Genomic DNA, 26,991 nt, shown 5'->3' with positions numbered 1-26,991 from the left:
CCAATTTAAAAAAACTTTCCTTAAAAAAATAGTATAGTTTAAGAATTAAACTCCCAAATCATTATCTGCCTATCGTCTCCCGTGGAGATCAGGTATTTACCATCAGAACTCCAAATAAGTTTGTTGATGGAATGGAAATGTCCTTCCGTATTCTTCTCTAAACTAAGGATCTTATAAAGCTTAAAATCATTAGCTCCCCATAGCTTAATACTCTTGTCCTGGCTGCAGGTAGCAAAATAAGGCTGGGTGGGGTGGAAGGCGATAGTATAGACACTAAACATGTGTGCGGCTATATTATTTACCAATTGGTAGTCTGGTAAACTCCATACCTTTAATTGCGCATCTCGTCCACCTGAAATTAAAGAAGATCCATCCGGAGAATATTGCAGAGAAGTAATGGGTAGTTTATGTTCGCTCAATTCGGCAGTTAGGCTATAATCAAGAGAATTGTAAACCCTAATGATACCATCCTTACATCCAAGGGCTACTTCCTCTTCCGAATTGCTTATGGCAATAGTGCGTACTGTATTTTGTAAAACCGGAAAATTGTAAAGTAAAGAGAAATCTTTTAATGACCATACGGCAACCGTTCCGTCTTCTCCAGTACTTAAAAGTTCGTTCTTGTAAGCAATAGTTTTCAGGTCAAATACTCCTTTTTGGTGATGACTTAATGTTGCAGTAACTTTTTCAAGTTTTATATCAAATACAAGTATTAAGCCACTTCTTTGCGCTATAAAGAGTAAGTCATTATAACTATGTAAAGCATATACAGAACTTTGTACGGGCGCCAGAACCTTAACAAAGGTCATTGTTTTTAATGACCATTCAACAACCCCCTTGTCGTTACCTGCACTAAAAAAAACATCTTCTTTTACAGCCGGGCTGGCAAGGGCATAGATTGGGTTTTGGTGACCGCTAAGTGTATGTAAATGCCTTAACATATAATTATTTACTGTGCCTGCCTTTTAGGTTTAAGCCAATATCTTCTAATGTTTTACCCTTTTCTCTAAGTAAAACCAATAGATGAAAGATCAGGTCAGAGCTCTCGTTAACAAAGTCTACATCAGTTTCTGCTAATGCAGCGATAACGGTTTCAACACCTTCCTCACCTACTTTTTGTGCGATCTTGTTAAGGCCTTTCGAACGAAGCTTATTCACATATGACTCTTCAGAAGGGTTTTTATAACGATTGGCAATGATCTGTTCCAATTCAAATATAAAGTTCTGGTTGTAGTCTGTTTTAAAGCAGCTACGAGAGCCTGTATGACACGTTGGGCCAACGGGAGTAGCCTTTATAAGGATTGTGTCGTTATCGCAATCAATATGCGTTTCCTTTACGAAAAGAAAGTTCCCGCTTTCCTCTCCCTTAGTCCATAGCCTGTTTTTACTACGCGAAAAGAAAGTAACTTTTCCTTCTGCAAGTGTCTTGTCCCATGCCTCCTGATTCATATAACCCAGCATTAGAACCTCCAGGGTTTGTACATCCTGTATAATTACAGGTACTAAACCCTGTGTTTTTTCAAAATCTATGTTCATTGTTTCTATTTATTACGGCATCCTGGGCAAAAGCATGTCGCTATAACCTTACCGGTATATTATGTTTTTTTAATTCGCTCTTTAAATACGGGATAGGGATTTCACCAAAGTGGAATACCGAGGCTGCCAAAGCAGCATCAACACCCGTTTCTAAAAACACCTCTGTAAAATGTTCAACCTTACCAGCGCCACCGGATGCAATTACAGGGATATTAATAGATTGAGCTATTTTATCAAGTAATAAGCAGTCAAAGCCATTTTTGGTGCCATCATGATCCATTGAAGTCAGTAAAATCTCGCCGGCTCCTAAACCTTCCGCTTTAATAATCCAATCTTCAGTTTCCAGCTCAGTAATTAGTCGCCCTCCATTAAGATGAACCATGTTTTTGCCATCCACCAGCTTGGTGTCAACAGCTACCACTACAAACTGAACGCCAAATGCCTTAGCCAGATCCTCAATTAATTTAGGATTTCTGACTGCTGCCGAGTTGATGCTGATTTTATCAGCACCAGAGTTTAATAAAGCCTCAGCATCAGCAATGGTGGTAATGCCACCCCCAATGGTAAATGGGATGTTCAGTTGGCGGGCAACTGATTTTACCATTTCTATGGTAGTGCCACGTCTTTCATGAGTTGCAGTAATGTCTAAAAATACAAGTTCATCAGCCCCTTGCTGGGCATACTGCCATGCAAGTTCAACGGGGTCTCCGGCATCTTTCAGATCAACAAAATTTACACCTTTAACAGTGCGCCCATCTTTAACATCCAGGCATGGAATAATACGTTTGCTTAACATCGATTAAAGGGAAGTCATTTGCTTCAGATTCCATTGCTTAATTTCATCAATAGAAATTCTGTTTTCATATATTGCCTTTCCAACAACTACCGAGCGGATATCAAGGTTTGCCAGTTCTTCAATATCGGCCATTGAACTGATGCCGCCAGAAGCGATTAGTTTTATAAACGGAGAGTGCTCCAATAGTTTTTTATACAATTCTACAGCAGCACCACCTAATTTGCCATCTTTATTGATGTCTGTGCAAAGAAATCTGAAAAAGCCAAGTTGTAAGCATTTATCAACGTAGTCCATTAGCTTAATCGGTGAGCTTTCCATCCATCCAGAGTACTTAATTACTTCGTCTAATACATCAATAGCAATCACAATACGATTTGCATAGTCATACTTTTTACCTACTTCGGTACTAAGATCTTTTAAGAAATCGGGATTAGTAATAGCTTGTGTGCCAACAATAACACGATGGATACCTGCATCAAGCAAATCTGTAACCTGCTTAATTGTGCGTATACCACCTCCGTACTGAACACGCATGTCGGTTTTTCTAATGATATCAAAAAGCTCGGCTTGGTTACTGAAATCTCCTTTTGCACCATTTAAGTCAATAATATGTATGAATTCTGTACCATTAGACCGGTAAGTGTCTATCATTTCAGCGATGGAAACATCATATACTGTCTTTTGGTTATAATCACCTTCTCTAAGGCGAACAACCTTACCATCTAGAATATCAATTGCGGGAATTATGTACATTTTACTGTTTTAAGTTTGAAAAATTTTTTAATAAACGTTCGCCGGCGATACCGGATTTCTCCGGATGAAATTGTACGCCATAGAAATTATCCTTTTGCACTGCTGCAGAGAATGGTTTTCCATAATTTGCAGTTGCGATATCAAAAGTAGGGTTATATTCAATAAAGTACGAATGCACAAAGTAAAATTGTGTCAGATTTTCAACACCTTCAAACAAAGAATTGTTTTTATGATCTATATTATTCCAACCCATATGCGGGATTTTAATCCCTTCATTTTTATCAAATAGTTTTGTTTTAACCGGTACAATGTTCATCATATCGGCATTTCCTTCTTCCGAATGTTCGGTAAGTAGCTGCATGCCTACACAGATACCCAACACTGGTTTTTTTAATGCTTTTATGGGCTTTACCAGTCCTGTTTGTTCCAGTTTACTCATTGCTGCTCCAGCATGGCCTACGCCTGGTATAATGATATGGGTATATTTATCCAGATCAGCTTCTGTGTTTACCATCCCGAAGGGTATAGCCAGCCTTTCCAATGCAGAAGTAAGGGAAAAGATGTTGCCGGCGCCATAGTTTACTATTCCAATCATTACAATACTCCTTTAGTGCTCGGTAAAACCAGCTTTTCAGCATCACGCTTAATGGCCATTTTAATAGCCTTAGCAAATGCTTTAAATATAGCCTCAATTTTATGATGCTCATTTTCGCCTTCAGCTTTAATATTCAGGTTGCACTTTGCTGCATCGCTAAACGATTTAAAGAAGTGATAAAACATTTCCGTAGGCATATCACCAACCATTTCACGTTTAAAATCTGCTTCCCAAACAATCCAGTTCCTACCGCCAAAGTCTATTGCAGCCTGAGCTAAGCAATCGTCCATAGGCAGGCAGAAACCATAGCGTTCCAAACCAAGTTTATTACCTATAGCCTTTGCAAAAGCTTCTCCCAATGCAATACCCGTATCTTCAATAGTATGATGTTCATCAATGTGCAAATCGCCATTGGTTTTAATCTTTAAATCGATACTTCCGTGACGCGCAATCTGATCAAGCATATGATTAAAGAAGTTTAATCCGGTGTCAATATCAGCCTTACCTGTGCCATCCAGATCAATGCTAATGCTGATCTTGGTCTCATTGGTATTGCGTTCATGAGTAATTGTTCTGGTTCCTGCCTTAAGCATGGTGTAAATATCTACCCAGTTTTGCGTTCTTAATGCAATATATTCCGTTAAATGCTCAGCTTTTTCAAGCTTTTCATTAGCACCAAGCTGCTCATTGTTGCAGATCCATATTGCCTTTGCCCCAAGATTTTTTGCCAGAATAACGTCGTTTATACGATCGCCAAGCACAAAAGAATGCTGCAAGTCATAAGCATCAGTAAAGTAGTGCTGTAATAAGCCTGTATTAGGTTTGCGTGTTATTGCATTCTGATGGGCAAAAGTTTTGTCAATAATTACCTCACTAAACTCAACACCCTCACCTGCAAAAGTATCCATAATAAAATTGTGTACCGGCCAGAAGTGTTCTTCCGGGTGAGAATCTGTACCTAAACCATCCTGATTGGTTACCATCACAAGTTCATAATCCAGCTCTGCTGCAATTTTAGAAAGATAGTACAGCGCTTTAGGATAAAATTCTAATTTGGCAAATGAATCAATCTGCTCATCTGCAGGTTCTTTAATAAGTGTGCCGTCGCGGTCTATAAATAATACTTTCTTCATTATAGTGATTTAAGGGCTTTTAAAAGGATTTCGTTTTCTTGAGTGGTTCCGATGGTGATGCGCAGACATCCTTCGCACAGCGATACTTTTGATCGGTCTCTGATGATGATGCCCTGATCTACCAGTGCATTGTAGGTACTTAACGCATCATCAACCTGAATTAGTATAAAATTAGCATCAGAGGGGTATACCTTTTTAACCATTGCCAGTTCTGCCAGATCTGAGCTTAGTTTGTCCCTTTCTTCAACAGTAATTTTAATCCAGTCATTTACCTGCTCTATGTTTTCCAAAGCTTTCAAAGCAATGTCCTGAGTGGCTTGGTTAATGTTGTATGGGGGTTTAACTTTATTCAATACATCAATAACCAAACCAGAGGCAAAAGCCATACCTAAGCGTAGCGCTGCCAGGCCCCATGCTTTAGAGAAAGTTTGCAATACCACAAGGTTCGGATATTCAGTTAATTCTTTAATAAAAGTGCGCTGTTTTGCATAGTTAATATAAGCCTCATCTATCACAACTAAACCATTAAAATTAGCCAGTACAGTTTCAATATCTGTACGGATAATTGAGTTTCCGGTAGGGTTGTTTGGAGAGCAGATAAAGATCAGCTTAGTGTGTTCATCAATGGCTTCTGCAATGCCATCAAGATCCAACTGAAAGCTTGGTAATAGATCAACTTTACGGATTTCAACATTGTTGATGTTCGCTGAAACTTCGTACATGCCATAAGTAGGCGGAAGGATGACTACATTGTCTACTCCCGGCTCACAAAATGCCCTGAAAAGAAGGTCTATCGCTTCATCACTTCCGTTTCCAAGAAAGGTGTTTTCAATCGGAACTCCTTTGATTTTGCTAATCGCATCCTTAAGATCAAGTTGTAAAGGATCCGGGTAGCGGTTATAATTCTGATCTAACGGAGAGCCATAGCTGTTTTCATTGGCATCCAGAAATATACTGGCCTGCCCTTTATATTCATCCCTTGCCGTTGAATAGGGGCGAAGGTTTTTGATGTTTTCTCTTTGTAATTTATTAATGTCCATGTTGCTTTTTTTAAAGCGGGATCCTGAAAAAAAAATGCTTTGCAGCTTCTTCGAGGTCAGGATAACGTAATGCTTAACCTAATTTCAATTGTTCTTTAATCTGATACTTACCGCATTCCTGTGTGCTCTTAAACCCTCTGCTTCTGCAAGCACTTCAACTGTACTACCAATATTTTCTAAACCCTTAGGGCTGATGTGCTGGAAGGTGATCTTCTTCACAAACGAATCAAGCGAAACGCCAGAATAAGCTTTCGCAAAGCCGCTTGTAGGCAAGGTATGATTAGTGCCCGAGGCATAATCACCGGCACTTTCAGGAGTTAAATTGCCCAAAAAGACAGATCCGGCATTAGCAATCAGCGGTATAAGCTTTTCAAAATGCTCTGTTGAAAGGATCAGGTGTTCCGGCGCATATGTGTTGCTAAATTCCATGCCTTGTTCCAGATCTTTAACCAATACAGTGTACGAATTTGCTATTGCAAGGGCGGTTACATCTTTTCTTGGAAGTTCTTTTAGTTGAATTTCAACCTGTTCAAGTGTCTTAGTTATAATTTCATTTGATGTAGAAACCAGAATTGTCTGACTATCAGCTCCATGCTCCGCTTGTGCAAGTAGGTCAGAAGCAAGGTATGACGGATTGGCAGTCTCATCAGCAAGTACTAAAACCTCCGAAGGACCTGCCGGCATATCAATCGCAGTCATGGTAGTCGACTGGATCAGCTGCTTTGCCTGCGTTACATAGCGGTTACCCGGGCCAAAAATCTTGTATACTTTCGGAACGCTTTCTGTTCCATAAGCCATTGCCGCAACGGCTTGGGCACCTCCAACCAGATAGATCTTTTCGATCCCCAGTTTTAATGCACAATAAGCCAGGTAGCAATTAGTTTTTCCATCTTTTTGAGGGGGGGAACATACCACAATTTCTTTGCATCCGGCAAGTGTAGCTGGTATGCCAAGCATTAAAAAGGTACTTGGTAAAACTGCAGAACCACCTGGTATGTAAAGACCAACACGGTCTATAGCTCTGGTCTCGCGCCAGCAGGTAACGCCTGGCATTGTTTCTATCTTTTCTTCCTTTTTAGCTTGTGCTGCATGAAAGGTTTTGATGTTTTGGTAAGCGGTATCTATGGCTGCTTTTGCCTCCGAAGGAATAGATGCGGCTATCTCTTCAATCTCTTTTTTATCGATGAATAACTGCGCTAACTCAACCTGGTCAAATTGTTTGGCGAAGTTGAATAAGGCCTTATCTCCATCAGTTTTAACGGCATCGACTATGCTTTTTACACGGTCTTGAATGGTAATGTCGTCTTCCAGCTGTCTTAAACAGATTGATTCAATCTCTTGTTTAGATAAATCACTATAACTGTAGATTTTCAAGTTGTTATATTTTAAGTTTAACTATTAGTTAATGATAAAATAAGTGTTTTTCTATTATAATCTTATAATTAAGCAATGATTTTTTCAATAGGCATAACTACAATTCCTTGTGCTCCGGCAGCTTTCAGACTATTGATCTTTTCCCAGAAATCGTGCTCTGCAATTACTGAATGTACAGCAACCCAATCCTCATCGAACAATGGAACAACCGTTGGGCTTTTTACTCCAGGCAAAAGATCAACAACTTTTTTAAGGTTAGATTTAGCCACATTAAGCACTACATATTTGGTTTCTTTTGCACGTAGTACTGAACGGATCCTTTGCAATAATTCCTGAACTTCTGGCAATAATTCTGAGCCTTCTTTTCCAATTAGAACAGCTTCAGATTTCATCACTTCCGAGAATGGTTTCAAGCCATTACTTTTCAAAGTTCCACCGGTAGAAACGATATCGCAAATCGCATCACTTAGTCCCAAACCCGGACCAATTTCTACAGAACCTGAAATGGTACGAACCTCAGCATTTACATGATTATCTTTAAGGTATTTTTCGAGGATTACAGGGTAAGAAGTCGCAATTGCTTTTCCTTCTAATTGTGCAACTTCAGTGATGTCGCTTTCGTTAGGGATTGCAATTTTAAGTGTGCATTTACCAAAGCCTAATTTTTGAAGATAGGTAACTTCAGAGCCGGACTCTACAATTACATTTTCGCCAACTATACCCAGGTCGGCAATTCCGTCCTGTACATATTCAGGAATATCATCATCTCTTAAAAAAAGAATCTCAAGAGGGAAGTTTGTTACGGTTGAAATTAAAGAGCTCTTGTAGTTTTCGAAAGATAAACCACAATTTTTAAGGATTTCTACTGATTTTTCGTTTAATCTACCCGATTTTTGGATAGCAATTTTAAGTGTTTTCAAATGTGCTTTTGATTATTATTGAATTGAACAAGAAAATAAGGTCGGAAACAAGTTTTGAAGTACAAAACATTACATATACATCGCCAATTGGCGATGGTGCAAATGTAAATGATGGTTCAAAACAGTGTTCATAATATTATTTAAGTTCCTTATCAACAATGGCTAGCATCCTGAGGAGATGCAAATATATAGATTGAAATTGCAATTCCAAATAAAATTTGGTTTTAAATTATAATGTATGGTTAACACTTTGTTTTAGTTTTGAGGTTAAAAAGGTTTTACAGGGCGTCGCTAGGGCCCCGGCACCAAAAAATTGTATAAAAAGCTGCCTGTACTAATCTTTAACTAATGTAATTTTCTCAATACCCAGCTATTAGCTGATTTGAGTATTGGGAAAATAGTTAACTTTAGAGAAGTAATTAATGTGTTAGACTATACCAAATATAACGAGCACGAATTGATCCGGTTATTTAAATCGGGTGATGATGCCGCATTTAAAGAAATTTACGCCCGATACGATAAACCTCTTTACTTATACGCATATCATAAGCTTGGCAATAAAGAAGAGTCAAGAGATATAGTGCATGATGTTTTTGCATGGATGTTGAATAATCACCAGACTCTTGATTTGAAGACCACCTTATCCGGATATCTTTATAAATCTGTTCTCAATAAAATTTTCAACGTTTTTAAGCATAAAGAAGTTTTGCGCAGATACGCTGATGAGGGTAATCATTACATAGATGTGGATAGTGAAGAAACAGACTTTCTTATCAGAGAGAAGGATATCGCTGCAATGATAGAAAGGGAAATAGCTGCAATGCCGCCAGGAATGCGAAAGGTTTATGAGTTGCGAAGCAAACAATACATGTCTGCAAAAGATATATCTGAACAATTAGGTGTTGCCGAATCGACAGTAAATACTCAGCTTAAAAGGGCAATGAAACACTTAAAGTTAAAACTCGGCCTTGTTATTTATTTGGTTTTTATCGTTAATTCCTGATTTAAAAAAATATTTTAAACGGTTGTCCCCATTTGGTATTGCTGAGTTGTCTATGTCTGCAATGATCGGTATTCCAAATTCAAACCAATGGAAATCCCAATATGTCAATGGAAAAGAAAGATATTAAAAAGGTTTTAGATAAAGTGAGTGCTGGTACAGCTACTCCTCAGGAAGAACAGGCAGCTAAATATTGGCTGCATTATTTTTCTAAAGATGATATACCCGAGCTTTCTGAAGATGAACTGAATCAGGAAACTGAGGCGATTTATAAATCACTGATGAAAGAAAAGGTTCCGGTTAAAGTAAACCGTTTGTGGTATCCGGCTGTTGCCGCTGCATGCTTGTTAATGGTTGTTGGCGCAGGGTTGTTTTATTATAGACAACACAATCCGGAAGTTAAGCAAGTTACAGCAGCGAATATTGTTCCCAATGATGTAGCACCCGCTAAGAATACGGCTACTTTAACACTTGCCGATGGGAAAAAGATAACTTTAGCCGATGCTCCTATAGGTCTGATTGCTGAACAAAGAAATGTATCTATTTTTAAAACAGCGGATGGGAAACTGATTTATAAATCTAAACCTTTAAAGGCAAGCGAAACAACATTTTTAGACAATCCGGAGCTAAATATTATAAGTACTGCAAAGGGGCAGCAGTATCAGGTTATTTTACCCGATGGGTCTAAAATCTGGTTAAATGCTGCTTCGTCTTTTACTTTTCCGGCAACTTTTGTTTCACTTAAACAGCGTAAAGTTGAACTTACCGGTGAGGCTTATTTTGAAGTTGCGAAAGATAAAAGTCATCCTTTTATAGTGAAAACTGATAAGCAGGAGGTTGAGGTATTGGGTACTCATTTTAATGTTAATTCTTATAGTGATGAGGAGGCTATTAAAACAACATTGTTAGAAGGGTCAGTTAAAGTGTCGAACAGTAATGAGCAAAAGATTTTACGTCCTGGTCAGGAATCTTTGCTGGCTAAAAGCAGTTTGGTTATCCGCAATGCGGACACACAAGAAGCTGTAGCCTGGAAAAATGGAGATTTTATATTTAATAATGAAGATTTTGGCAGTATCCTGCGTCAGGTAGCCCGATGGTATAATGTTGAAATTATAGATAATGGGAACCACGAAAACCTTCATTTAAGCGGTACAGTGTCTCGCTCAAAAAATATTTCGGCTGTTTTAAAAGCATTGGAAATAACCGGGAAGGTTAAATTTATGATTGATGGAAATAGAGTAATAGTTGCTAAGTAGATGAGATTGATATTCGCATTTTTTTTAATTGTATTTATACGTACCACATCTAATGCGAATGGGCAGGGAATTACCCTGTCGCTGAAAAATGCTGAATTGTCGACAGTTTTTAAAGAGATTAGGAAACAGTGTAACTATGATTTTCTGTATGACAACACCTTGATTCAGGATTTGAAACCTGTAGATGTTACAGTTAAAGATGCAAGTGTTGATTTGGTATTGAGTGACATTTTTGAAGACTTGCCAATAACTTACATTATCGAAAATAAGATTGTAATGATTATTCCAAGGAATAAGAATGAAGTTTTGCCTCCGCAAAGTTTGTATGCTATTTCTGGTGTGGTTAAAGGTAAAAACGGTGAGACACTGCCGGGTGCAGGGATTTTGCTTAGTGGTTACCAAACAGGAACAGTGGCAGATAATGAGGGGAAATTTGTTATTAAGAACCTAAAGGAAGGCAATTATAATGTTCTGGTTCAAATGATGGGGTATTTACCTGCTAATCAGAATGTAACTATAATTGGTAAGTCGGTGGCTATAGAAATTGTGCTCCAGGAAAATATTAAACAACTAAAAGAAGTTGTAATCACTTTAGACCCGTTTCGCGAAAAGCGGCTTAAAGCTTTTAAGGAAAGCTTTATTGGCACATCACCAAATGCTAAAAAATGTGAAATTACTAATCCGGAGGTAATACAATTTGATTATGACGATGAAAACCGCATTTTAAAAGCGATGGCTGATGAATTTATTGTTGTAGAAAATAAAGCGCTTGGATACCGGATTAAATATCTGCTTAAGTATTTTGAGCAGGACCAGGAAACAAAGGTGGTATTATTTTATGGCTACCCATACTTTGAGGAAATTAAAGGAACAAGATCAAAAATAAAAGGATATCAGCAAAAAAGAAAAATAGCTTATTCAGGCTCACCTCAACATTTTTTTAGGTCGTTGTATAGCAATTCAACCGAGGAAGAAGGTTTTGTAATTAACAAGCTAATAAAAACTGCAAATAAAAGTAAGCGACCTGATACACTGATTGATGAGAAGATTAATTTTTTTTCGGACATAAGGGGCAAGCAGATTAGCTTTAAAACCAGGAAAGATTCTTTGAGCTACTGGACTATTATGAAAAATAAGCCGGATACTTTGGAGGTGCTTAACAGAGCTAACGTGCTAACTGATACCCTGGTTAAGCAAAAAATAAGCAGCATAAAAACTCTGGCTTATAAAGATGCGTTATACATTGTTTTTAAAAAGGAAAAAGAAACAAGGGATTATGCGGATTATTCGGGTTACAAGATTGAAAGACCCCCAGAATATTCCAGATTCCAGATTTCTTTGATTTATAAATTGAAATCGTCTATTAATTTTTATGAAAATGGGGGAGTTTATGATCCAGGCTCGTTGCTTTATGAAGGGTTTTGGGGCTATGAAAAGGTTGCAGATATGGTGCCGATGGATTATATCTTACCAAAAGAAAAAGATTAATAACAACTATAATAAAGAAGCCCAGCGACTCTCAAGCGAAATGATCGGTAGGGATGTAACATAACTGCTTACATCCCATTACCGATCTTAATATTCTGTTAAAGCCATTATAGATTAGTGTTTGTTGTAACATATTAATTACGCTTAAAACGCTTTAGCAAAGCTTATTGTACCTTTATGGCACACACACAACCAAATGAACCATTTTATTAAATCAATTTTTTTGCTTGTAGTGCTCACTACTGCATTTTTAAGCAGTAAAGCGCAAAACTACACAGTTAAGGGAAGTATATTAGATACGGCGGGGCTGCCACTGCCCGGCGCCGTGGTTAGAATTAACTGGGTTAAAGACAGTTTGGGCGTTTCGGCCAATACTGATGGGAGCTTCAGTTTTACCAAGGTTAAATCAAAACAATTTACGCTTACAGCTGCATTTATTGGGTTTGATACGTTTACCAGGCAATATACAATTACACAAGGTAATGGTATTGTTATTCCGAATGTTAAATTAAAACCAACCTCTAATACCCTTGATGCGGTAGTTATTTCGGGAGTTCCCCCGGTAAAGATTACTGAAGATACGGTAAGTTTTAACGCGGCCTCTTTTCCTGTTAGGGAGGGAGATGCGGTAGATGAGGTATTGAAAAAGCTGCCAGGTATAAAGGTAGATAAGGACGGAAATGTAACCAATCAAGGGGCGCCGGTAACCAAAATTAAAGTAAATGGGAAAGACTTTTTTGGTACTGATGTGGCAACGGCAATTAAAAACTTACCGGCCGATATTATTAAAAACCTTCAGTTTATTGATGATTATGGCGATCAGGCTAAGTTAACTGGTATAAAAACCGGCGAGCCGGAAAAAGTACTTAACCTAACCATACAAGAGGATAAGAAAAAGGGATATTTTGCAAGAGCACAGGGTGGGGTTGGAAATTCTGATAGGTACAATACCAGTTTTAGGGGGAATAGTATGAAAGGAGAGCGGCAGCTTTCTTTTGACGGAACGGTAAATAATGCAAATTTGAGAGGAGGCGGTGGTGACGGGATAACAACCAGAAATGCAGGGGGATTGAATTACCGTAATGAATGGAACCCTAAAATTTCGGCCAATGCGAACTATAATTTTGATAACAGTAAAAATAATACGATTAGCACTGCCCATACCCAAAACTTTTTGGATAGTTATACCCGTTTGGAAGATTCGAAAAACGATAATATAAACAACAGGTATAATCATGAGTTTAATGGAAATGTAGAATATAAGAGCGATACCATGAATTATCTTAAGGTATCTCCACAGTTTTCGTACAATACCAATAATGGCAATAGTGGTGGTTTTTCTACAATTACCCAAAATGATCTTATTACCAACCGTAATAGCAGGAACCTGAATACCTCAAATTCATTATTCCTGAAAACAAATTTGTTTTACAATCATAAGTTTGCAAAAAAAGGAAGAAACTTTAGTTACTGGGGTGGTGTTAATTATTCAAATGGAGACAACTTTAAGGATGTATCCAATGATTACCTGATTTCTGAAGGTGGGGTTGATTCGACAAGGTTACAAAATCAGCTAACTGATCAGAATAGTCATACACTTGGTACTTATTCCGGCTTTTCATACATGGAGCCTTTATGGAGTAAAACATTTATTGAATTTAACTATAATTACAGCCGGTCGGCTACTTCGAGTGTTAGAGATACACGCGATGTGATCACCGGTGAACAGGTGTTTAATCCTGATTTAAGTAACAATTACGATTATCAGTTTATCACCAATAAAGTAGGGGTAAATTATCGTTTTATTGGAGAGAAATTGAATTATACCTTAGGTTTAAATGGTCAGCCTGCTGTGTTAAAGGGGCAAAACATCAGTAAAGATATCAGTACTATCCAAAGAACTTTTAATGTGATCCCTTCAGCCAGAATGGTTTACAGGTTCTCGAATCAGGAATCATTTGAGTTTAATTATTGGGGACGTAATAACCAGCCTGGGTTTTTACAACTGCAACCTATTGCTGATAATTCTAACCTCCAGAACGTAGTGATTGGTAATCCGAACTTAAAGCCTGAATTTATTCATAGTGTTAATGCGCGTTACAAACAGTCTGACTGGAATCGTGGCCACATGTTAACTGCCGGTCTTTCATACAACCAGACGCAGCATAAGATTGTAACTACTAAAATGCTAATTCCTAACACAGTAAACCAGATTAGCAGCTACACCAATACTAATGGCTTTTATAATTTAAGTGGAGATTACAATTATTCGAAACCATTTTTTGAACGCAAGTTTACAGTTGAGTTTTCTGGATGGGGTTCTTTAAATAATAATGTTGCCTTTGTTGATCAAAATAAGAATGTTGCAAAAAATGCAGTATGGCGCCAGGAACTGGAACTTAGATTGGATTTGGAAAATATTGTGAATTTCGAGATAGAGACGTCTTACATGCAAAACAGGACCACCTATTCTCAGGAAAATTTTGAGGATAGACAAACAAACCGTTTTGAGTATGGTATTGAAGGCCGAAACTACTTTTTTAAAGATTTAACTATTGGCTACGATTTTACAAAACAGATCAATTCTGGCTATGATAATTCTTTTGTGAAGAATCCTACATTACTTCGCTTATTTATGGAATACAAGTTTCTTAAAAAGGATAGGGGTACTTTGCGACTGGATGGATTTGATTTGTTTAACGAAAACTCAGGAATTTCCAGAGATGTGTTTGATAACGTAATTGTAGATAGGCAAGTAAACAGATTGGGTAGATATTTTATGCTTTCGTTTATTTTTAAAGTAAGGAAATTTGGCGCGTAAGCTCAGTTAGTGGCACTTAATTTGTTTAGGTAGGAAGGTTAAGTTAAAAAAACGCCTAAATTTGTCGCTAACTCACTTGCTTTGAAAAAAAAACTATTACCTGTTGTTTTGTTAATTGCGATGCTTTCATCGTGTAATTGGTTTAAAGATGTACCGGAAGTTGGTATTGTGCTGTCGGATCATTTCAAGAATAAACTGTATAAAAATTTCGATACTGCTGTTTATAATGTTGTTTTTAAGAAACACCTTGATTCCTTAAAGTCCAAATTTTCTAACCCAAATACCTTAACAAATTATTATTATTCAAATGAATATAAACCAGAGCTGGTTACTAGATTCTTTGTTAATGGTGGGCTTGATAGTCTTGAGAATTATATAGGCAGGAGTGAAGAGCATGGTTTTAACCCTGATTTATTTAGGTATAAACAACTTGGATCTCTGTTGGCTATACTACAAGCTAATAAATTTAAATCGATAGATGAAGTTTATCCTGTAATTGCTGATTTGGAGCTGAACGCTGCGGAAGGGCTTATTAAATACAATAATTTTGTTTACTATGGCAGCATCAACCCAAGGAAATTGTTTAGCAGGTATTATGTGCCTGTAAAAAGACCGGATAGTCTAAGTGTAACTGAGGTTTTGCAAACGAAGGACATTCAAAAATTACTAACAGATATCCAGCCTTCTTCTCCGGATTATCATGTGTTTCAGGGTAAACTGTCGAAATATAAGGCCGACTCTGGCAGTAAAAGTTATATGGTAAAAACCATTATGGTTAATATGGAGCGTTTGCGCTGGAAATTGCCGGAACTTGGTGATGAATATGTACAGGTAAATATTCCCGATTTCTCTCTTACCTGGTTTAAGGACCAGGATACGCTAACCCAAATGAAGGTGTGTGTAGGAGGTAAGCGCGAAGAAGGGTATGCTGATAAAATTAAACAGTATTTAAAATCGGGTAATCTTGATGATAAACCTAAAAATCATGAAACGCCACTTCTATACAGTAAACTTAACTCTATACAGGTTAACCCGATATGGAATATTCCGGTTAGTATTGCACAAAGTGAAATTTACTGGCAGGCGGTTAGAGATCCGTACTATCTTTCTAACAGCAATATAAAAGTATATTATAAAGGCAAGCAGGTGATGGACCCTGATACCATTCAGTGGAGTAAGTATTCAAGAGAAAAATTGCCTTTTCAGTTTAAGCAAGGTTCTGGTGAGGGAAATGCTTTAGGTAAGTTTAAATTTATATTCGATAACGGGTCGAGCATCTACCTGCATGATACGAATAATAAAAGTGCATTTTCAAGAGCTAACCGTGCAATAAGCCATGGTTGTGTTCGTGTAGAAAAACCGTTACAATTTGCCGAAACCCTGGTTAAAGATAAATACGAATATGATCAATTAAGGATGGAGGTAAACCTGCCACCAATTGATACTACAAAAATGGAGATTTATCGTAAAAAAATGGCCAAAAAGGCCGATACTGTAAATGTTTATAAATTAAAACCTAAATGGTTTGGAGTTAAAAAGCCTGTTCCGCTGATCATCAATTATATAACTGCATGGTCGCAAAATGGCAGCTTGCAATTCCGCCCTGATGTTTATGGTTTAGACGAAACTTTATGGGATGCTATGAAAAAATTCATGTAAAAGTTCTACCTTTGGTTTTTAATGAATTTCCTATATCCAGGTTTTCTTTTCGCGCTGCTGGCAATAGCCATACCTATTGTAATTCATTTATTCAATTTCAGGAAATTTAAGAAAGTATATTTTAGTAATGTACAATTTTTAAAGGAAGCCAAAGAGCAAAATTCTTCGAGAGAAAAGCTTAAAAATCTACTTGTGCTTTTGTGCAGGGTATTGGCAATTGTTTTTCTTGTTTTGGCATTTGCCAGGCCTTTTATCTCCTCAGGAAATAAACATAATCCGGGCGAAAGAAATGTTATCAGTATATATATTGATAATTCGTACAGTATGGAAACTGTAAACAAGGAAGGAAGTTTGCTTGATGAGGCCAAAAGAAAGGCAAAGGAAATTGCAAAGTCGTACGATATTAATGATCAATTTAGGTTGATTACAAATGATTTTGAGGGTAAGCACCAAAGATTGGTTAATAAGGAAGAGTTTCTTCAGTTTCTTGATGAAATTAAGATATCTCCGGCAAGCAAGACTTTGCAACAGGTTATAAACAGGCAACAGGCGAGTTTTATGGTAGGCAGAAATGAGATAAGCTTTCTGCTTTCCGATTTTCAAAATAGTTTTGTAGGCAGTAAGTCTTTAACGGCTAATAAGGAAATTAATTATACTTTTATTAAGCTAAACGCCAACAGTCTTCCAAATATATCTATTGATAGTGTTTGGAGTCTTTCTCCGGTACATCAGCCCGGACAAGCTGAAAAGATTGTTGTTCAACTGCGAAATTATGGAGAAGAGCAGGCTTCGGGTATAGCTTTGAAGCTGACCATCAATAAACAGCAAAAAGCTATTGGTAATATAACTGTTGAGGCGGGTAAGTCTGTTAAGGATACTTTGTCTTTTAGTGGTTTGCAAAGCGGATGGCAAAAAGGAACAATTGATATTAAGGACTTTCCTTTAACGTTTGATGATGGCCTGAATTTTAGTTTTAAGGTAAGTAATGAAATGAAGGTGCTAAATATTGCAGGTAATCCTTCAGATAAATATATAAAGGCTCTTTTTGCATCTGATAATTACTTTAAACTTACTGAAATGGCTGAATCGAATATTAAATATTCTAGCTTTTCAGACTATAGTTTAATTGTTTTGAATGGTTTAAAGGAGCCATCATCTGGTTTGGCCCAGCAGCTAAAAGCATATGTGCAAAATGGTGGATCGGTAGTTGTATTTCCTGATCTTGATGCAAATGGAAATGTTTATTCTGCATTTTTAACAGGCTTGTCGTTGCCTTCGGTTCAGCAATTAAATTCAGGACCTCCGGTAGCAAGCAGCATGGATTTGAAGAACTCTGTTTTTAAGGATGTGTTTGATCAGGTTCCTAAAAATATTGATCTTCCTTTAGTGAGCCGTTATTTTAGCTATAATGAGCAAAATACAAATGCCAAAGAGAATATTTTAGAGTTGCCTTTAAATAGGTTCCTGTTTGCAAAGTATAACGTAGGAGCTGGTAAAGTCTATCTTTCTTCGAGCTCATTAGATATAGAGGATAACAGCTTGCCTAAGCATCCTGTTTTTGTGCCATTGATGTATAAAATTGCATTTGCTAGCGCCAAAGAACAACCGTTGTATTATACAATAGGACTGAACAATGTTCTTGAAAGTGAAAAAATCAGTCTTCTGACTAATCAATCGCTAAAACTGGTGTCGGATGATGTTGAAGTTATTCCTGAAGTGAGGCAAACCGCCGGAAAAACTTTGCTGTATGTGGCAGATCAGATAAAGAAATCGGGCTTTTATGAATTAAAAAAAGCAGATTCTGTTTTAGCAGTTATGGCATTTAATGATAATCGGACAGAATCTGATATGCATTATGCTACAGAAACAGCGCTAAATAAGCTCTTTGGCAAACAAAAGGTATCCGTATTTAATTCTAAAAAGGACGCACAGTCATTAAATATAGAGGTGAAAAATAGCAGCAGTGAATTATGGAAACTTTGCCTAATTTTAGCTATTGTTTTTTTAGCCGCTGAAATACTACTTATTAGATTCTTTAATAACATAAAAAACATAGAAATATCATGAACCTTCTTATCACGGGCATAGTTATTGCCGATCCAAACAGCCAGTTCAATCAAAAGAAATGTGATGTTCGTGTTGAACAGGGAAAGATAACGGCTATAGATAATAAACTTACTGCATCTAAAAACGAACAGGTTTTTGATGGGGAAGGAGCTGTGCTTTCTCCGGGTTTCTTTGACATAAACTGTTCCATTGGTGATCCGGGTTTTGAAACCAAAGAAGATATTAATACGGCTACCGCTGCGGCAAAAGCAGGAGGCTTTACAGGAATTGCGGTTTTACCAAATACCAGGCCGGTAGTACAATCGAAGGCCGAAGTTGAATACATCATTAACAGAGCTAAAAACAACCTGGTAGATGTGTTGCCAATAGGAGCCATTAGTCAGGGATTGGAAGGTAAGGAGCTTGCAGAATTGTACGATATGAAGCTGGCAGGTGCCGTAGCGTTTTCTGATGGTGGAAAGGCTATTGTTGATGATGGTTTTATGAGCCGTGCTTTACAATACACCCAGGGTTTTGACGGGCTTTTAATGGTATACCCTGAAAATAAATCTATTGCAGGAAAATCACAGATTAACGAGAGTAAGACTAGTGTGTTACTGGGAATGAAGGGATTGCCTTCGTTAGCAGAAGAAATGCACATTAACCGCGATATCTTTTTGGCAACTTACCACGATGCTCCTGTACACATTAGCAATATCTCAACCGCAGGTTCTGTAGCCCTTATTAAGAAGGCCAAAAAAGATGGTGTTAAAATTACCTGCGATGTAGCAGCGCATCATTTAGTGTTTACTGAAGAGTTGTTGAATGATTTTGATAGCAACTATAAGGTTAAGCCACCTTTGCGTGGTAAAACTGATGTGAAAGCATTGATTGCTGGTTTAAAAGATGGAACTATTGATGCGATAGGATCACAGCATCGCCCGCACGAAATAGAATTTAAAGATGTTGAGTTTGAAATTGCATCGTATGGTATTATTGCCTTGCAAACTGTTTTGCCTTTGCTTATTAAAGCCGGACTTGATGCAACGCAGATAGCGGAGAAACTGTCTGTAAATCCACGTAAGTTGCTTGGTCTTGCAGTTTCTGTAATTGAAGTTGGTGCAGAAGCTAACTTTACGGTGTATAATCCTGCTTTGCAATGGGAGTATAATGTTGATACGAACTATTCAAAGTCGGCTAATTCTCCATTATTAAATAAAAAACTAACCGGTAAAGTTCAACTGGTATATAATAACAAACAATTACAATCATATGGATAAGCATGTAAAAGCAGCACTAATTGCATCGTTAGATAAATTTGCTGGAGTATCTGGTAATGACTCGGTTAAATTAGAGGAGAGCCTTGTTGAAGTGTTTGGCAAAGACTTAGGCTTTTTGGAAAAAGTTGAAGAGTTTGATGAGGTTTTTGACGAGCATCCATCATTTGAAGAGCTTAGAGAAGTATTCTTTGATTTGCTGATGATTAATTTCTTCTCTAATGATATTAAGAAACTGGAAGAAGATTATCTGGATTCTGATGAGTGGGCAGATATTGAAGAAGAAACAATTGATAGGGGAACAGAGTTATTAAACCTGTTGTTATACATTAATGAGTGTCATGATGAGCGGATAAAGCCTGAGCTAGGCGATTTTCTTAAAGAATTTTTGCTTGTTGATGAAGATGAGTTTCAAGATGAGTTTCATATTTACGAGGACCTTATCAGCAATCAGCAATTGGCTGAATCAAGTGTTGAAGACATTTGTGGTCATGCCGGAATGATTGATCTTGGTGAAGAAATGGAAGAGCTTTTTGTTCCTTTTATGGTTTTCTTTCACCAGCCTAAAGCTAACGATAAGGTAATTAAAGAGCTTGAAGATTATAGCTCAAACAAAGAGTTTGATATTGCTGTATATGCTTTAATAGCTAATTTTAACGAAGCCACAGCTTAGGCTAATTATTAACCAATATATTAACGTTTATTTAAAACTTTCGAATGGAAGAAGTAGTAGTTGAACCAAAAAAGAGTCCAAATAAGCTGGCGTTTAAAAGCGCAATAGCTTATTCTGTTTATTTCCTTGTACTTATGTTTGTGATGAAGTGGATGGGGGTAGATCAGAACAGCCCGAATACCACATTTGCCGAGAAAGTTGTTTACTCACTGGCTTCTTATATCCCGTTTATTATGGCAGTTGTATTTGTACAAACAACATATAAAAAGGAATTGGGTGGTTATATAAGCTTTGGGAAAGCATTTTCTTCTGGATTTAAAGTAGCTGCATATGCAGGATTATTTATCGCTGTATTTACTATCCTTTATTATAAAGTTTTGGATAGGAATGCTTTTGATCAGTTAATGGATTCGGCAGTGGCTGCTGCCGGTGACGATGAAAATAAGGTTAAAGGGGTAGAAATGATGAGGCCTTATATGATCTTTTTTATTGGATTTGGGGTAGCGGTGAGCTATACTATATATGGACTGATTATTAGTTTAATAGGGGCGGCAGTAGTTAAGAAGGAGCAGCCTCTTTACGAAGAGTAAGTTTGGCTTAAGAATGCAAAAGGCAATTATTAAAATGGATTAGTCCCTTTAATAATTGCTTTTTTTTGTTTATTATTGTTTGGAGGTTGTTCAGAAAGTGCGGTCGTCATTTCTTGTATGCCAGCTGATTAGGGTTAACTGTCGTTTATTAATAAAGACATTTATTCCTTAAGAGCAATAGTTATTATTAACGCTCAATTTTCTCTCAAATCAGTAAGGTTTCTTTTCTGTTTCGGGGATGGTGGAATACATTTGGTATGGAGAACGTATTATTTGTATCAGCTCTTTGTTTGAAACATACAAAAAACCAAATATATTATGAGATCTTTTAACCGTAGATCTTTCATTCTGAACACTGCATTAGCAGGTTTGGGTGCAGGATTGCTTCATTCTTTGCCTTCACTAGGCAAATCATCATTGCAAAAGGAAACCGGGAAACGTATTGGAATTATTGGATTAGATACATCTCACAGCGAAGTCTTCACTAAAGCAATTAATAGTGGTGGTCCAGAAATGAAAGGCTACAAGGTGGTAGCAGCTTACCCCCAGGGAAGCAAAGACATTCCTGCTGCTTTAAAAATGAAACCTGGAATTGTTGAGGCAGTTAAAGCAAACGGAGTAGAAATAGTAGATTCAATAGAAGAATTGATCAAGAAGGTTGATGTTATCTTATTGGAGACTATTGATGGCAGGCCTCATTTTGAGCAGGCTTTACCTGTAATGCAGGCAGGGAAGCGAATGTTTATTGATAAACCTATTGCAGCTTCGCTGGCAGATGTTAAGAAAATCTTTGCTGCTTCAAAAAAATATGATTCACCAGTTTTCAGTTCTTCGGCATTACGTTTTGATGGCAATGTTCAGAAGGTTGTTTCAGGAAGTATAGGTAAAGTATTGGGAGCTGATGTTTATACACCGGCAGAGATAGAACCAAATCACATGGATATGGCCTGGTATGCAATACATGGAATAGAGATGTTGTTTTCGGTAATGGGCCCAGGTTGCAAAACGGTAACCAGAGTTTATAATGATGGAGTTGATTTTGTGACGGGTATATGGGAAGATGGGCGTGTTGGAAGTGTCCGTGGAATACGTAACGGTGCTTCAAATATTGCAGGTACTGCGTTTGGAGCAAGTGGAATAGCACCATTAGGACCATTTAATTCTTATTCGCCCTTAATTGCTGAAATCATTAGTTTTTTTGAAACGGGAAAACCTCCTGTGTCTGAAAAAGAAACATTAGAAATTTTCTCGTTTATAAAGGCTGCAGATCTCAGCAGAAAGCGTAATGGTTTACCTGTTTCATTGGCTAATATTTAATTTTAAAATGAGATCAAATTACTTATTGGTAGGGGCAGCATTCTTTGTTGTCATTTTTAGCTCATGGAGTTCGAAAGACAGACAAATAAATCAGAGCCTTAAAGTTTTAAATAAGGTTGATGTAAAAGTTCCTGATAGTAGCAGATATACACGTATTGTACTTGCAGAAGGATTGGACGAACCTATGGAGATGGCAATATTACCCAATCTCAATGTGCTTTTTGTAGAACGTAAAGGTGCTTTAAAGCTTTACAATAGTAAAACCAAGGTTGTTAAGACTATTGCAAATATGAATGTTTTTAGTGGAATTGAGGATGGCTTGCTTGGATTGGCCCTCGACCCGAAGTTCTCAGAAAACCATTGGGTATATCTTTATTTTGCAGTGGCAGGAGAGGTGTCAAAAAGCAGATTGGCCCGGTATCAGTTGATAGGTGATAAACTGATCAATAAATCGGAACAAATTGTACTTGAGATTCCTACCCAACGCAAGTATTGTTGTCATTCGGCTGGATACCTTGCATTTGATGCGAAAGGAATACTTTATTTATCTACTGGTGATAATACTAATGCTGAGGAAACAGAAGGATACACGCCGGTGGATGAAAGACCTGGTAGGGGACTTGCCGACGACCAGGCAACGTCTGCAAATACCAATGATTTAAGGGGAAAGATATTACGCATCATTCCTAAAAATGGTGGCGGATATATCATTCCGGATGGGAATCTTTTTCCTAAAGATGGTTCAAAGGGCTTACCTGAAATTTACACGATGGGATCCCGTAATCCTTATCGATTTAGTATTGACCAAAAAAATGGATATGTATATTGGGGAGATGTGGGGCCGGATACAAAAATACAAAGTGAAGATGGAGAATACATGAGTTTTGATGAAGTCAATCAAGCAAAAAAGCCTGGTTTTTTCGGATGGCCCTATTTTTTGGGTAACAATCAAGCAATGCCCTTGTATAATTATGCGACTAAACAACCTGGTGAGAAAAAAGATCCCGCTAAACCTTTTAATAATTCGCCCAATAACACCGGTGAAAAGGGATTGCCACCGGCTCAATCTGCAATGATATGGTATGGTAAGATGTCATCTAAGCATTTTCCTCTTCTTGGAAGTGGTGGGGCAACTGCAGCCGCAGGACCGGTTTATTATAGCGACCTTTTTCCAAATGCTCCTTACAAACTTTCTGAATATTATAATGCCAAGCTATTTATTTACGATTGGATAAGAGGATGGATAATGGCCATTACCTTCGATGAAAATGGTAATTACAAGCAAATGGAACCATTCTTAAAACATATTAAATTCTCGGCGCCTGTAGATATGCAGTTTAGTAAGGATGGAGCAATATACATGTTGGAGTATGGTACGAATTGGTTTTCTAAAAATACAGATGCAAAACTTGTGAGAATTGAATATCAGGAGGGGAATAGAAAACCTATCGCCGAGATTACGGTTGACAAACAGTATGGGGCTGCTCCTTTTCTGGTTAACCTGACTGGGCGTAAATCAGTTGATTTTGATAAAGATGATAAACTTGATTTTAGCTGGAAAATAGAAGGCAAAACAATTAAAGGACCTGAAATCAAATACAACTTTAAGAAATTAGGCATTTATAATGTAGAACTTATTGTTAGCGATGATAAAGGTGCAGTTGGGACTGCTGTTTCGAAAATACATGTTGGAAACACTCCTCCGGAGGTAGTGATTAACAGTACAGCGAACAACAGTTTTTATTGGGACAGGGAATTACTGGATTATCAGGTTATAGTTAAGGATAAAGAGGATAAGAAGATAGATCAAAACAGAGTCAAGGTTTCCTTTGGATATCTTCCAAGTGGAAAGGATGTTGCTGTTATTCTTGCGGGGAATCAAGATCCCGGGGCCTATAAGTACTTAAAAGGATCTGGCATGGTGGCAAATTTAGACTGTAAGGCATGCCATTCTATGGATAAAACCTCTGTTGGTCCTACCTATAAATCGATATCAATGCGTTATGCGGGACAAAAAGATATTGAGAAGACATTGGCTAAAAAAGTAATTGAAGGTGGCAGTGGGAACTGGGGAGAAAGGGCTATGTCTGCACATCCTGCAATATCATTTGATGATGCACAGGAAATGGTTAATTATATTCTTTCGCTTTCTAAAAAGTCAGGAAAGCTGCCGCTTAAAAATAGCATTCCATTAAAAGAGCATGTTGGAAAGGGAAAAAAGGGAAGTTATCTGCTTAATGCTTCTTATAGGGATAAAGGGGCTAATGGTATTGAACCATTGGATGGAAATGCTTACCTCTCTTTACGTAGTCCATATGTTGAGGCAGAGGATTTTGACAAAGGAAATGTTCGTGTAATTACGATAACAACTGCTTTTATGGCTTATGTAGTAGGAATTGCGGACCAAAGCTATATCAAGTTTAATGCAATTGATCTGACCGGGATTAAGCAGCTTAAATATAATGTACAAGCTATTGGAAGTGGGGGGAATATTGAATTAAGACTAGATAATGCGAATGGGCCTTTGCTTAGTAAGCTTACCGTTCCAGCTGCCGACCCTAATGGTAAAGTGGATTGGAAAGAGTTAACGGTAGCCATAAATACAACGAAGGGAAAGCATGATCTTTACTTTGTATTTACGGCGTTAACAGATCAAAAGAATGATCTGTTTAATCTGGATTGGATTTATTTTTCTAATAAATAAAAAAAGAGCCGTTCAAAGAATTAAGTCGCATTCTTTGAACGGCTCTTCTATACTAATTTGAAATTACAGATTTCTTATCCAAATATTTCGAAAGCTTAATGGCTCACTAGGATCACCATGAGATTGCAATTTAATTGGTGCAGGGCCATGAGCTTGTCTGTATGCAGGAGCTCCGATATATTGGGTTGGACCTAACAATGTAGTATTATCCTGAACCAATACGCCGTTAAATAACACAGTAACTCTGGCAGGTGTTTTTACAGTTTTATCGTCATTGAATGTTGGTGCTGTCCAGATTACATCGTAACTGTTCCATTCGCCCGGTTTACGGGTTGGGTTTGCAAGAGGTACAAATTGTTTGTAGATACTTGCAGCTTGCCCATTTGTGTAGGTGTCGTTTTTATAGGAGTCAAGAATTTGTAATTCGTAGCCAGCATCACCTTTGCCAATAGAAGCAAGGAAAAGTCCGCTATTACCTCTGCCTTGTCCTTTTCCTGTGATGTTAGCAGGTACGCGCCACTCCAGGTGTAGCTGGTAATTACCAAATGATTCTTTAGTTTCGATGTTCCCTGATTTTTTATTTACAGTAAATACTTTGTTGGCAACAGTCCATGCAGCAGGTTTAGATCTATCGTCAGTCATTACCCATTGGTCAAGGTTTTTGCCGTCAAAAAGTATAATAGCATCAGAAGGAGGAGCTATTGTAAGTTCCGGTGTTGATACTACTTTGGGAACCGGGGTATATACTTCAGTGTCTTCAGGCTTTGCATCTTGTGCCTGAACGATGTTAATTCCTGCTATCATTAAAGTAGCAAGCATAACTGATTTACGAATATTTATCATTATATAATTTAATTTAATAACTATTCAAATTTATAATTAAATGGGATTAATTATAATAATTCGCTAAGTATTTATTAGGAATAGGTAATATTGTTACAGTTTTGATGCAACTATTAATCTACGATCATGATGGCTAAACATAACAATTTTGTACATACGCATATTTGTTAAGTTTTAAGTAAGTTTGCACAGTTTTAAGCGTTGTAATCACACATGGATATTTCTGTTGTAATCCCCCTATATAATGAAGAAGAATCTTTACCTGAATTAACTTCATGGATTGCTAAGGTAATGCAGGAGCATAATTTTAGTTATGAGGTTCTTTTTGTTGATGATGGAAGTACTGATGCTTCCTGGAGCATCATTGAAAATTTAAAGCAGGAATATAGTTCAGTAAAAGGGATTAAATTCAGGAGAAACTATGGTAAATCGGCTGCTTTAAATGTAGCCTTCGAGGCTGCACAGGGTGATGTTATAATTACTATGGATGCTGATTTGCAGGATAGCCCGGATGAAATACCTGAACTTTTCCGTCGGATAAAAGAGGAAAAGTTTGATATTGTATCTGGCTGGAAAAAGAAACGTTACGATCCGATTACGAAAACTATACCCACTAAATTATTTAACGCAGCTACTCGCAGAATGTCGGGCATTCAGCTAAATGATTTTAATTGCGGTTTAAAAGCTTACAGAAATGACGTGGTAAAAACCATTGAAGTTTATGGAGAGATGCACCGCTATATTCCTGTAATTGCAAAATGGGCCGGATTTAAGAATATAGGTGAACAGGTAGTAGAGCACCGGGCACGAAAGTATGGGGTTACTAAATTTGGAATGAGCCGTTTTGTTAACGGATTTCTAGATCTGTTGTCGATCTTTTTTGTTGGCAAGTTTGGGAAACGACCAATGCACTTTTTTGGTTCATTAGGAGTTCTAAGTTTTGTAATAGGAACATTTATGGCATTATGGCTTATTGGTGTTAAGTTGTATCACATATCTATGGCCATTCCATATAAAAGAGATGTAACAGATCAACCTTTGTTTTATATTGCTTTGGTTGCCATAATACTTGGTTCTCAGCTGTTCCTTACAGGTTTTGTTGCCGAACTGGTTACCAGAAATGCTACAGAACGTAATCAATATTTAATAGAAAAGGAGATCTTATAATAA

22 protein-coding genes are annotated in these 26,991 nt (G+C 37.4%); 12 read left to right on the top strand and 10 right to left on the bottom strand.

The window, feature by feature from the left end; genetic code table 11:
* Window positions 1–38: 38 nt before the first annotated feature.
* The 9 genes from CPT03_RS12410 to hisG form a co-directional block, all read right to left on the bottom strand.
* Complete coding sequence (locus CPT03_RS12410; protein ID WP_099439145.1) at window positions 39–941, bottom strand: WD40 repeat domain-containing protein; 903 nt, start codon at window positions 939–941, stop codon at window positions 39–41.
* 4 nt (window positions 942–945) lie between these two features.
* Window positions 946–1,536: a bifunctional phosphoribosyl-AMP cyclohydrolase/phosphoribosyl-ATP diphosphatase HisIE gene (gene hisIE, locus CPT03_RS12405; protein ID WP_099439144.1), complete on the bottom strand. Its 591-nt coding sequence runs from the start codon at window positions 1,534–1,536 to the stop codon at window positions 946–948.
* A gap of 40 nt (window positions 1,537–1,576) precedes the next feature.
* Window positions 1,577–2,332, bottom strand: a complete 756-nt coding sequence (gene hisF, locus CPT03_RS12400; protein ID WP_099439143.1) for an imidazole glycerol phosphate synthase subunit HisF — start codon at window positions 2,330–2,332, stop codon at window positions 1,577–1,579.
* Between the two features lie 3 nt (window positions 2,333–2,335).
* Window positions 2,336–3,085: a 1-(5-phosphoribosyl)-5-[(5-phosphoribosylamino)methylideneamino]imidazole-4-carboxamide isomerase gene (gene hisA, locus CPT03_RS12395; protein WP_099439142.1), complete on the bottom strand. Its 750-nt coding sequence runs from the start codon at window positions 3,083–3,085 to the stop codon at window positions 2,336–2,338.
* A 1-nt stretch (window position 3,086) separates the two neighbouring features.
* A complete protein-coding gene (hisH, locus tag CPT03_RS12390) occupies window positions 3,087–3,680 on the bottom strand; it encodes an imidazole glycerol phosphate synthase subunit HisH (RefSeq protein WP_099439141.1) in 594 nt (197 codons plus the stop codon).
* Window positions 3,680–4,813, bottom strand: coding sequence for a bifunctional histidinol-phosphatase/imidazoleglycerol-phosphate dehydratase HisB (gene hisB / locus CPT03_RS12385; RefSeq protein ID WP_099439140.1), 1,134 nt, complete (start codon window positions 4,811–4,813; stop codon window positions 3,680–3,682). The genes hisH and hisB overlap by 1 nt, the downstream gene beginning before the upstream one ends.
* On the bottom strand, window positions 4,813–5,853 hold the full coding sequence (gene hisC, locus CPT03_RS12380; protein WP_099439139.1) for a histidinol-phosphate transaminase: 1,041 nt from the start codon (window positions 5,851–5,853) through the stop codon (window positions 4,813–4,815). The genes hisB and hisC overlap by 1 nt, the downstream gene beginning before the upstream one ends.
* A gap of 84 nt (window positions 5,854–5,937) precedes the next feature.
* The gene (gene hisD, locus CPT03_RS12375) at window positions 5,938–7,227 is read right to left on the bottom strand and encodes a histidinol dehydrogenase (RefSeq protein WP_099439138.1); all 1,290 of its coding nucleotides are present in this window, start codon (window positions 7,225–7,227) and stop codon (window positions 5,938–5,940) included.
* Between the two features lie 68 nt (window positions 7,228–7,295).
* The gene (gene hisG / locus CPT03_RS12370; protein ID WP_099439137.1) at window positions 7,296–8,147 is read right to left on the bottom strand and encodes an ATP phosphoribosyltransferase; all 852 of its coding nucleotides are present in this window, start codon (window positions 8,145–8,147) and stop codon (window positions 7,296–7,298) included.
* Window positions 8,148–8,529: 382 nt separating this feature from the next.
* Here hisG and CPT03_RS12365 point away from each other — a divergent pair, with 382 nt between their 5' ends.
* From CPT03_RS12365 to CPT03_RS12315, 11 genes are all read left to right on the top strand, one after another.
* Window positions 8,530–9,150, top strand: coding sequence for an RNA polymerase sigma factor (locus tag CPT03_RS12365; RefSeq protein WP_245869826.1), 621 nt, complete (start codon window positions 8,530–8,532; stop codon window positions 9,148–9,150).
* 107 nt (window positions 9,151–9,257) lie between these two features.
* On the top strand, window positions 9,258–10,403 hold the full coding sequence (locus CPT03_RS12360) for a FecR family protein (protein WP_172954177.1): 1,146 nt from the start codon (window positions 9,258–9,260) through the stop codon (window positions 10,401–10,403).
* Entirely contained in the window at window positions 10,404–11,891 is a 1,488-nt protein-coding gene (locus CPT03_RS12355) for a carboxypeptidase-like regulatory domain-containing protein (RefSeq protein WP_099439135.1), read from the top strand.
* 196 nt (window positions 11,892–12,087) lie between these two features.
* A complete protein-coding gene (locus CPT03_RS12350) occupies window positions 12,088–14,712 on the top strand; it encodes an outer membrane beta-barrel protein (RefSeq protein WP_099439134.1) in 2,625 nt (874 codons plus the stop codon).
* 81 nt (window positions 14,713–14,793) lie between these two features.
* Window positions 14,794–16,371 (top strand): L,D-transpeptidase family protein, encoded by a 1,578-nt coding sequence (locus tag CPT03_RS12345; protein ID WP_245869825.1) that lies wholly within the window; start codon window positions 14,794–14,796, stop codon window positions 16,369–16,371.
* A 21-nt stretch (window positions 16,372–16,392) separates the two neighbouring features.
* Window positions 16,393–18,438 (top strand): BatA domain-containing protein, encoded by a 2,046-nt coding sequence (locus tag CPT03_RS12340; RefSeq protein WP_099439133.1) that lies wholly within the window; start codon window positions 16,393–16,395, stop codon window positions 18,436–18,438.
* Window positions 18,435–19,697 carry a dihydroorotase gene (locus CPT03_RS12335; RefSeq protein ID WP_099439132.1) on the top strand — a complete coding sequence of 421 codons (1,263 nt, stop codon included), beginning with the start codon at window positions 18,435–18,437 and terminating at the stop codon, window positions 19,695–19,697. Before CPT03_RS12340 ends, CPT03_RS12335 begins: the two co-directional genes overlap by 4 nt.
* Entirely contained in the window at window positions 19,690–20,367 is a 678-nt protein-coding gene (locus tag CPT03_RS12330; protein WP_099439131.1) for a hypothetical protein, read from the top strand. The genes CPT03_RS12335 and CPT03_RS12330 overlap by 8 nt, the downstream gene beginning before the upstream one ends.
* 44 nt (window positions 20,368–20,411) lie before the next feature.
* Complete coding sequence (locus CPT03_RS12325; protein WP_099439130.1) at window positions 20,412–20,957, top strand: DUF4199 domain-containing protein; 546 nt, start codon at window positions 20,412–20,414, stop codon at window positions 20,955–20,957.
* Window positions 20,958–21,275: 318 nt separating this feature from the next.
* Entirely contained in the window at window positions 21,276–22,274 is a 999-nt protein-coding gene (locus CPT03_RS12320) for a Gfo/Idh/MocA family protein (protein WP_099439129.1), read from the top strand.
* A 7-nt stretch (window positions 22,275–22,281) separates the two neighbouring features.
* Complete coding sequence (locus CPT03_RS12315) at window positions 22,282–24,978, top strand: PQQ-dependent sugar dehydrogenase (RefSeq protein ID WP_099441099.1); 2,697 nt, start codon at window positions 22,282–22,284, stop codon at window positions 24,976–24,978.
* Between the two features lie 63 nt (window positions 24,979–25,041).
* On the opposite strand, the gene CPT03_RS12310 is transcribed toward CPT03_RS12315, so the two are convergent.
* The gene (locus tag CPT03_RS12310; protein ID WP_216641545.1) at window positions 25,042–25,821 is read right to left on the bottom strand and encodes a DUF1080 domain-containing protein; all 780 of its coding nucleotides are present in this window, start codon (window positions 25,819–25,821) and stop codon (window positions 25,042–25,044) included.
* Window positions 25,822–26,034: 213 nt separating this feature from the next.
* Between CPT03_RS12310 and CPT03_RS12305 the strand changes: the two genes are divergently transcribed.
* Complete coding sequence (locus CPT03_RS12305; RefSeq protein ID WP_099439128.1) at window positions 26,035–26,988, top strand: glycosyltransferase family 2 protein; 954 nt, start codon at window positions 26,035–26,037, stop codon at window positions 26,986–26,988.
* Window positions 26,989–26,991 lie beyond the last annotated feature (3 nt).

This window comes from Pedobacter ginsengisoli (genome assembly GCF_002736205.1).
Lineage (GTDB): Bacteria > Bacteroidota > Bacteroidia > Sphingobacteriales > Sphingobacteriaceae > Pedobacter > Pedobacter ginsengisoli_A.
This window is presented reverse-complemented; position numbering and strand designations above follow the sequence as displayed.

Coding starts and splice junctions, on each gene's coding strand:
- CPT03_RS12410 (WP_099439145.1), bottom strand. CDS start 941: ATGTTAAGGCATTTACATACACTTAGCGGTCACCAAAACCCAATCTAT.
- hisIE (WP_099439144.1), bottom strand. CDS start 1,536: ATGAACATAGATTTTGAAAAAACACAGGGTTTAGTACCTGTAATTATA.
- hisF (WP_099439143.1), bottom strand. CDS start 2,332: ATGTTAAGCAAACGTATTATTCCATGCCTGGATGTTAAAGATGGGCGC.
- hisA (WP_099439142.1), bottom strand. CDS start 3,085: ATGTACATAATTCCCGCAATTGATATTCTAGATGGTAAGGTTGTTCGC.
- hisH (WP_099439141.1), bottom strand. CDS start 3,680: ATGATTGGAATAGTAAACTATGGCGCCGGCAACATCTTTTCCCTTACT.
- hisB (WP_099439140.1), bottom strand. CDS start 4,813: ATGAAGAAAGTATTATTTATAGACCGCGACGGCACACTTATTAAAGAA.
- hisC (WP_099439139.1), bottom strand. CDS start 5,853: ATGGACATTAATAAATTACAAAGAGAAAACATCAAAAACCTTCGCCCC.
- CPT03_RS12360 (WP_172954177.1), top strand. CDS start 9,258: ATGGAAAAGAAAGATATTAAAAAGGTTTTAGATAAAGTGAGTGCTGGT.
- CPT03_RS12355 (WP_099439135.1), top strand. CDS start 10,404: ATGAGATTGATATTCGCATTTTTTTTAATTGTATTTATACGTACCACA.
- CPT03_RS12350 (WP_099439134.1), top strand. CDS start 12,088: ATGAACCATTTTATTAAATCAATTTTTTTGCTTGTAGTGCTCACTACT.
- CPT03_RS12340 (WP_099439133.1), top strand. CDS start 16,393: ATGAATTTCCTATATCCAGGTTTTCTTTTCGCGCTGCTGGCAATAGCC.
- CPT03_RS12335 (WP_099439132.1), top strand. CDS start 18,435: ATGAACCTTCTTATCACGGGCATAGTTATTGCCGATCCAAACAGCCAG.
- CPT03_RS12330 (WP_099439131.1), top strand. CDS start 19,690: ATGGATAAGCATGTAAAAGCAGCACTAATTGCATCGTTAGATAAATTT.
- CPT03_RS12325 (WP_099439130.1), top strand. CDS start 20,412: ATGGAAGAAGTAGTAGTTGAACCAAAAAAGAGTCCAAATAAGCTGGCG.
- CPT03_RS12320 (WP_099439129.1), top strand. CDS start 21,276: ATGAGATCTTTTAACCGTAGATCTTTCATTCTGAACACTGCATTAGCA.
- CPT03_RS12315 (WP_099441099.1), top strand. CDS start 22,282: ATGAGATCAAATTACTTATTGGTAGGGGCAGCATTCTTTGTTGTCATT.
- CPT03_RS12310 (WP_216641545.1), bottom strand. CDS start 25,821: ATGATAAATATTCGTAAATCAGTTATGCTTGCTACTTTAATGATAGCA.
- CPT03_RS12305 (WP_099439128.1), top strand. CDS start 26,035: ATGGATATTTCTGTTGTAATCCCCCTATATAATGAAGAAGAATCTTTA.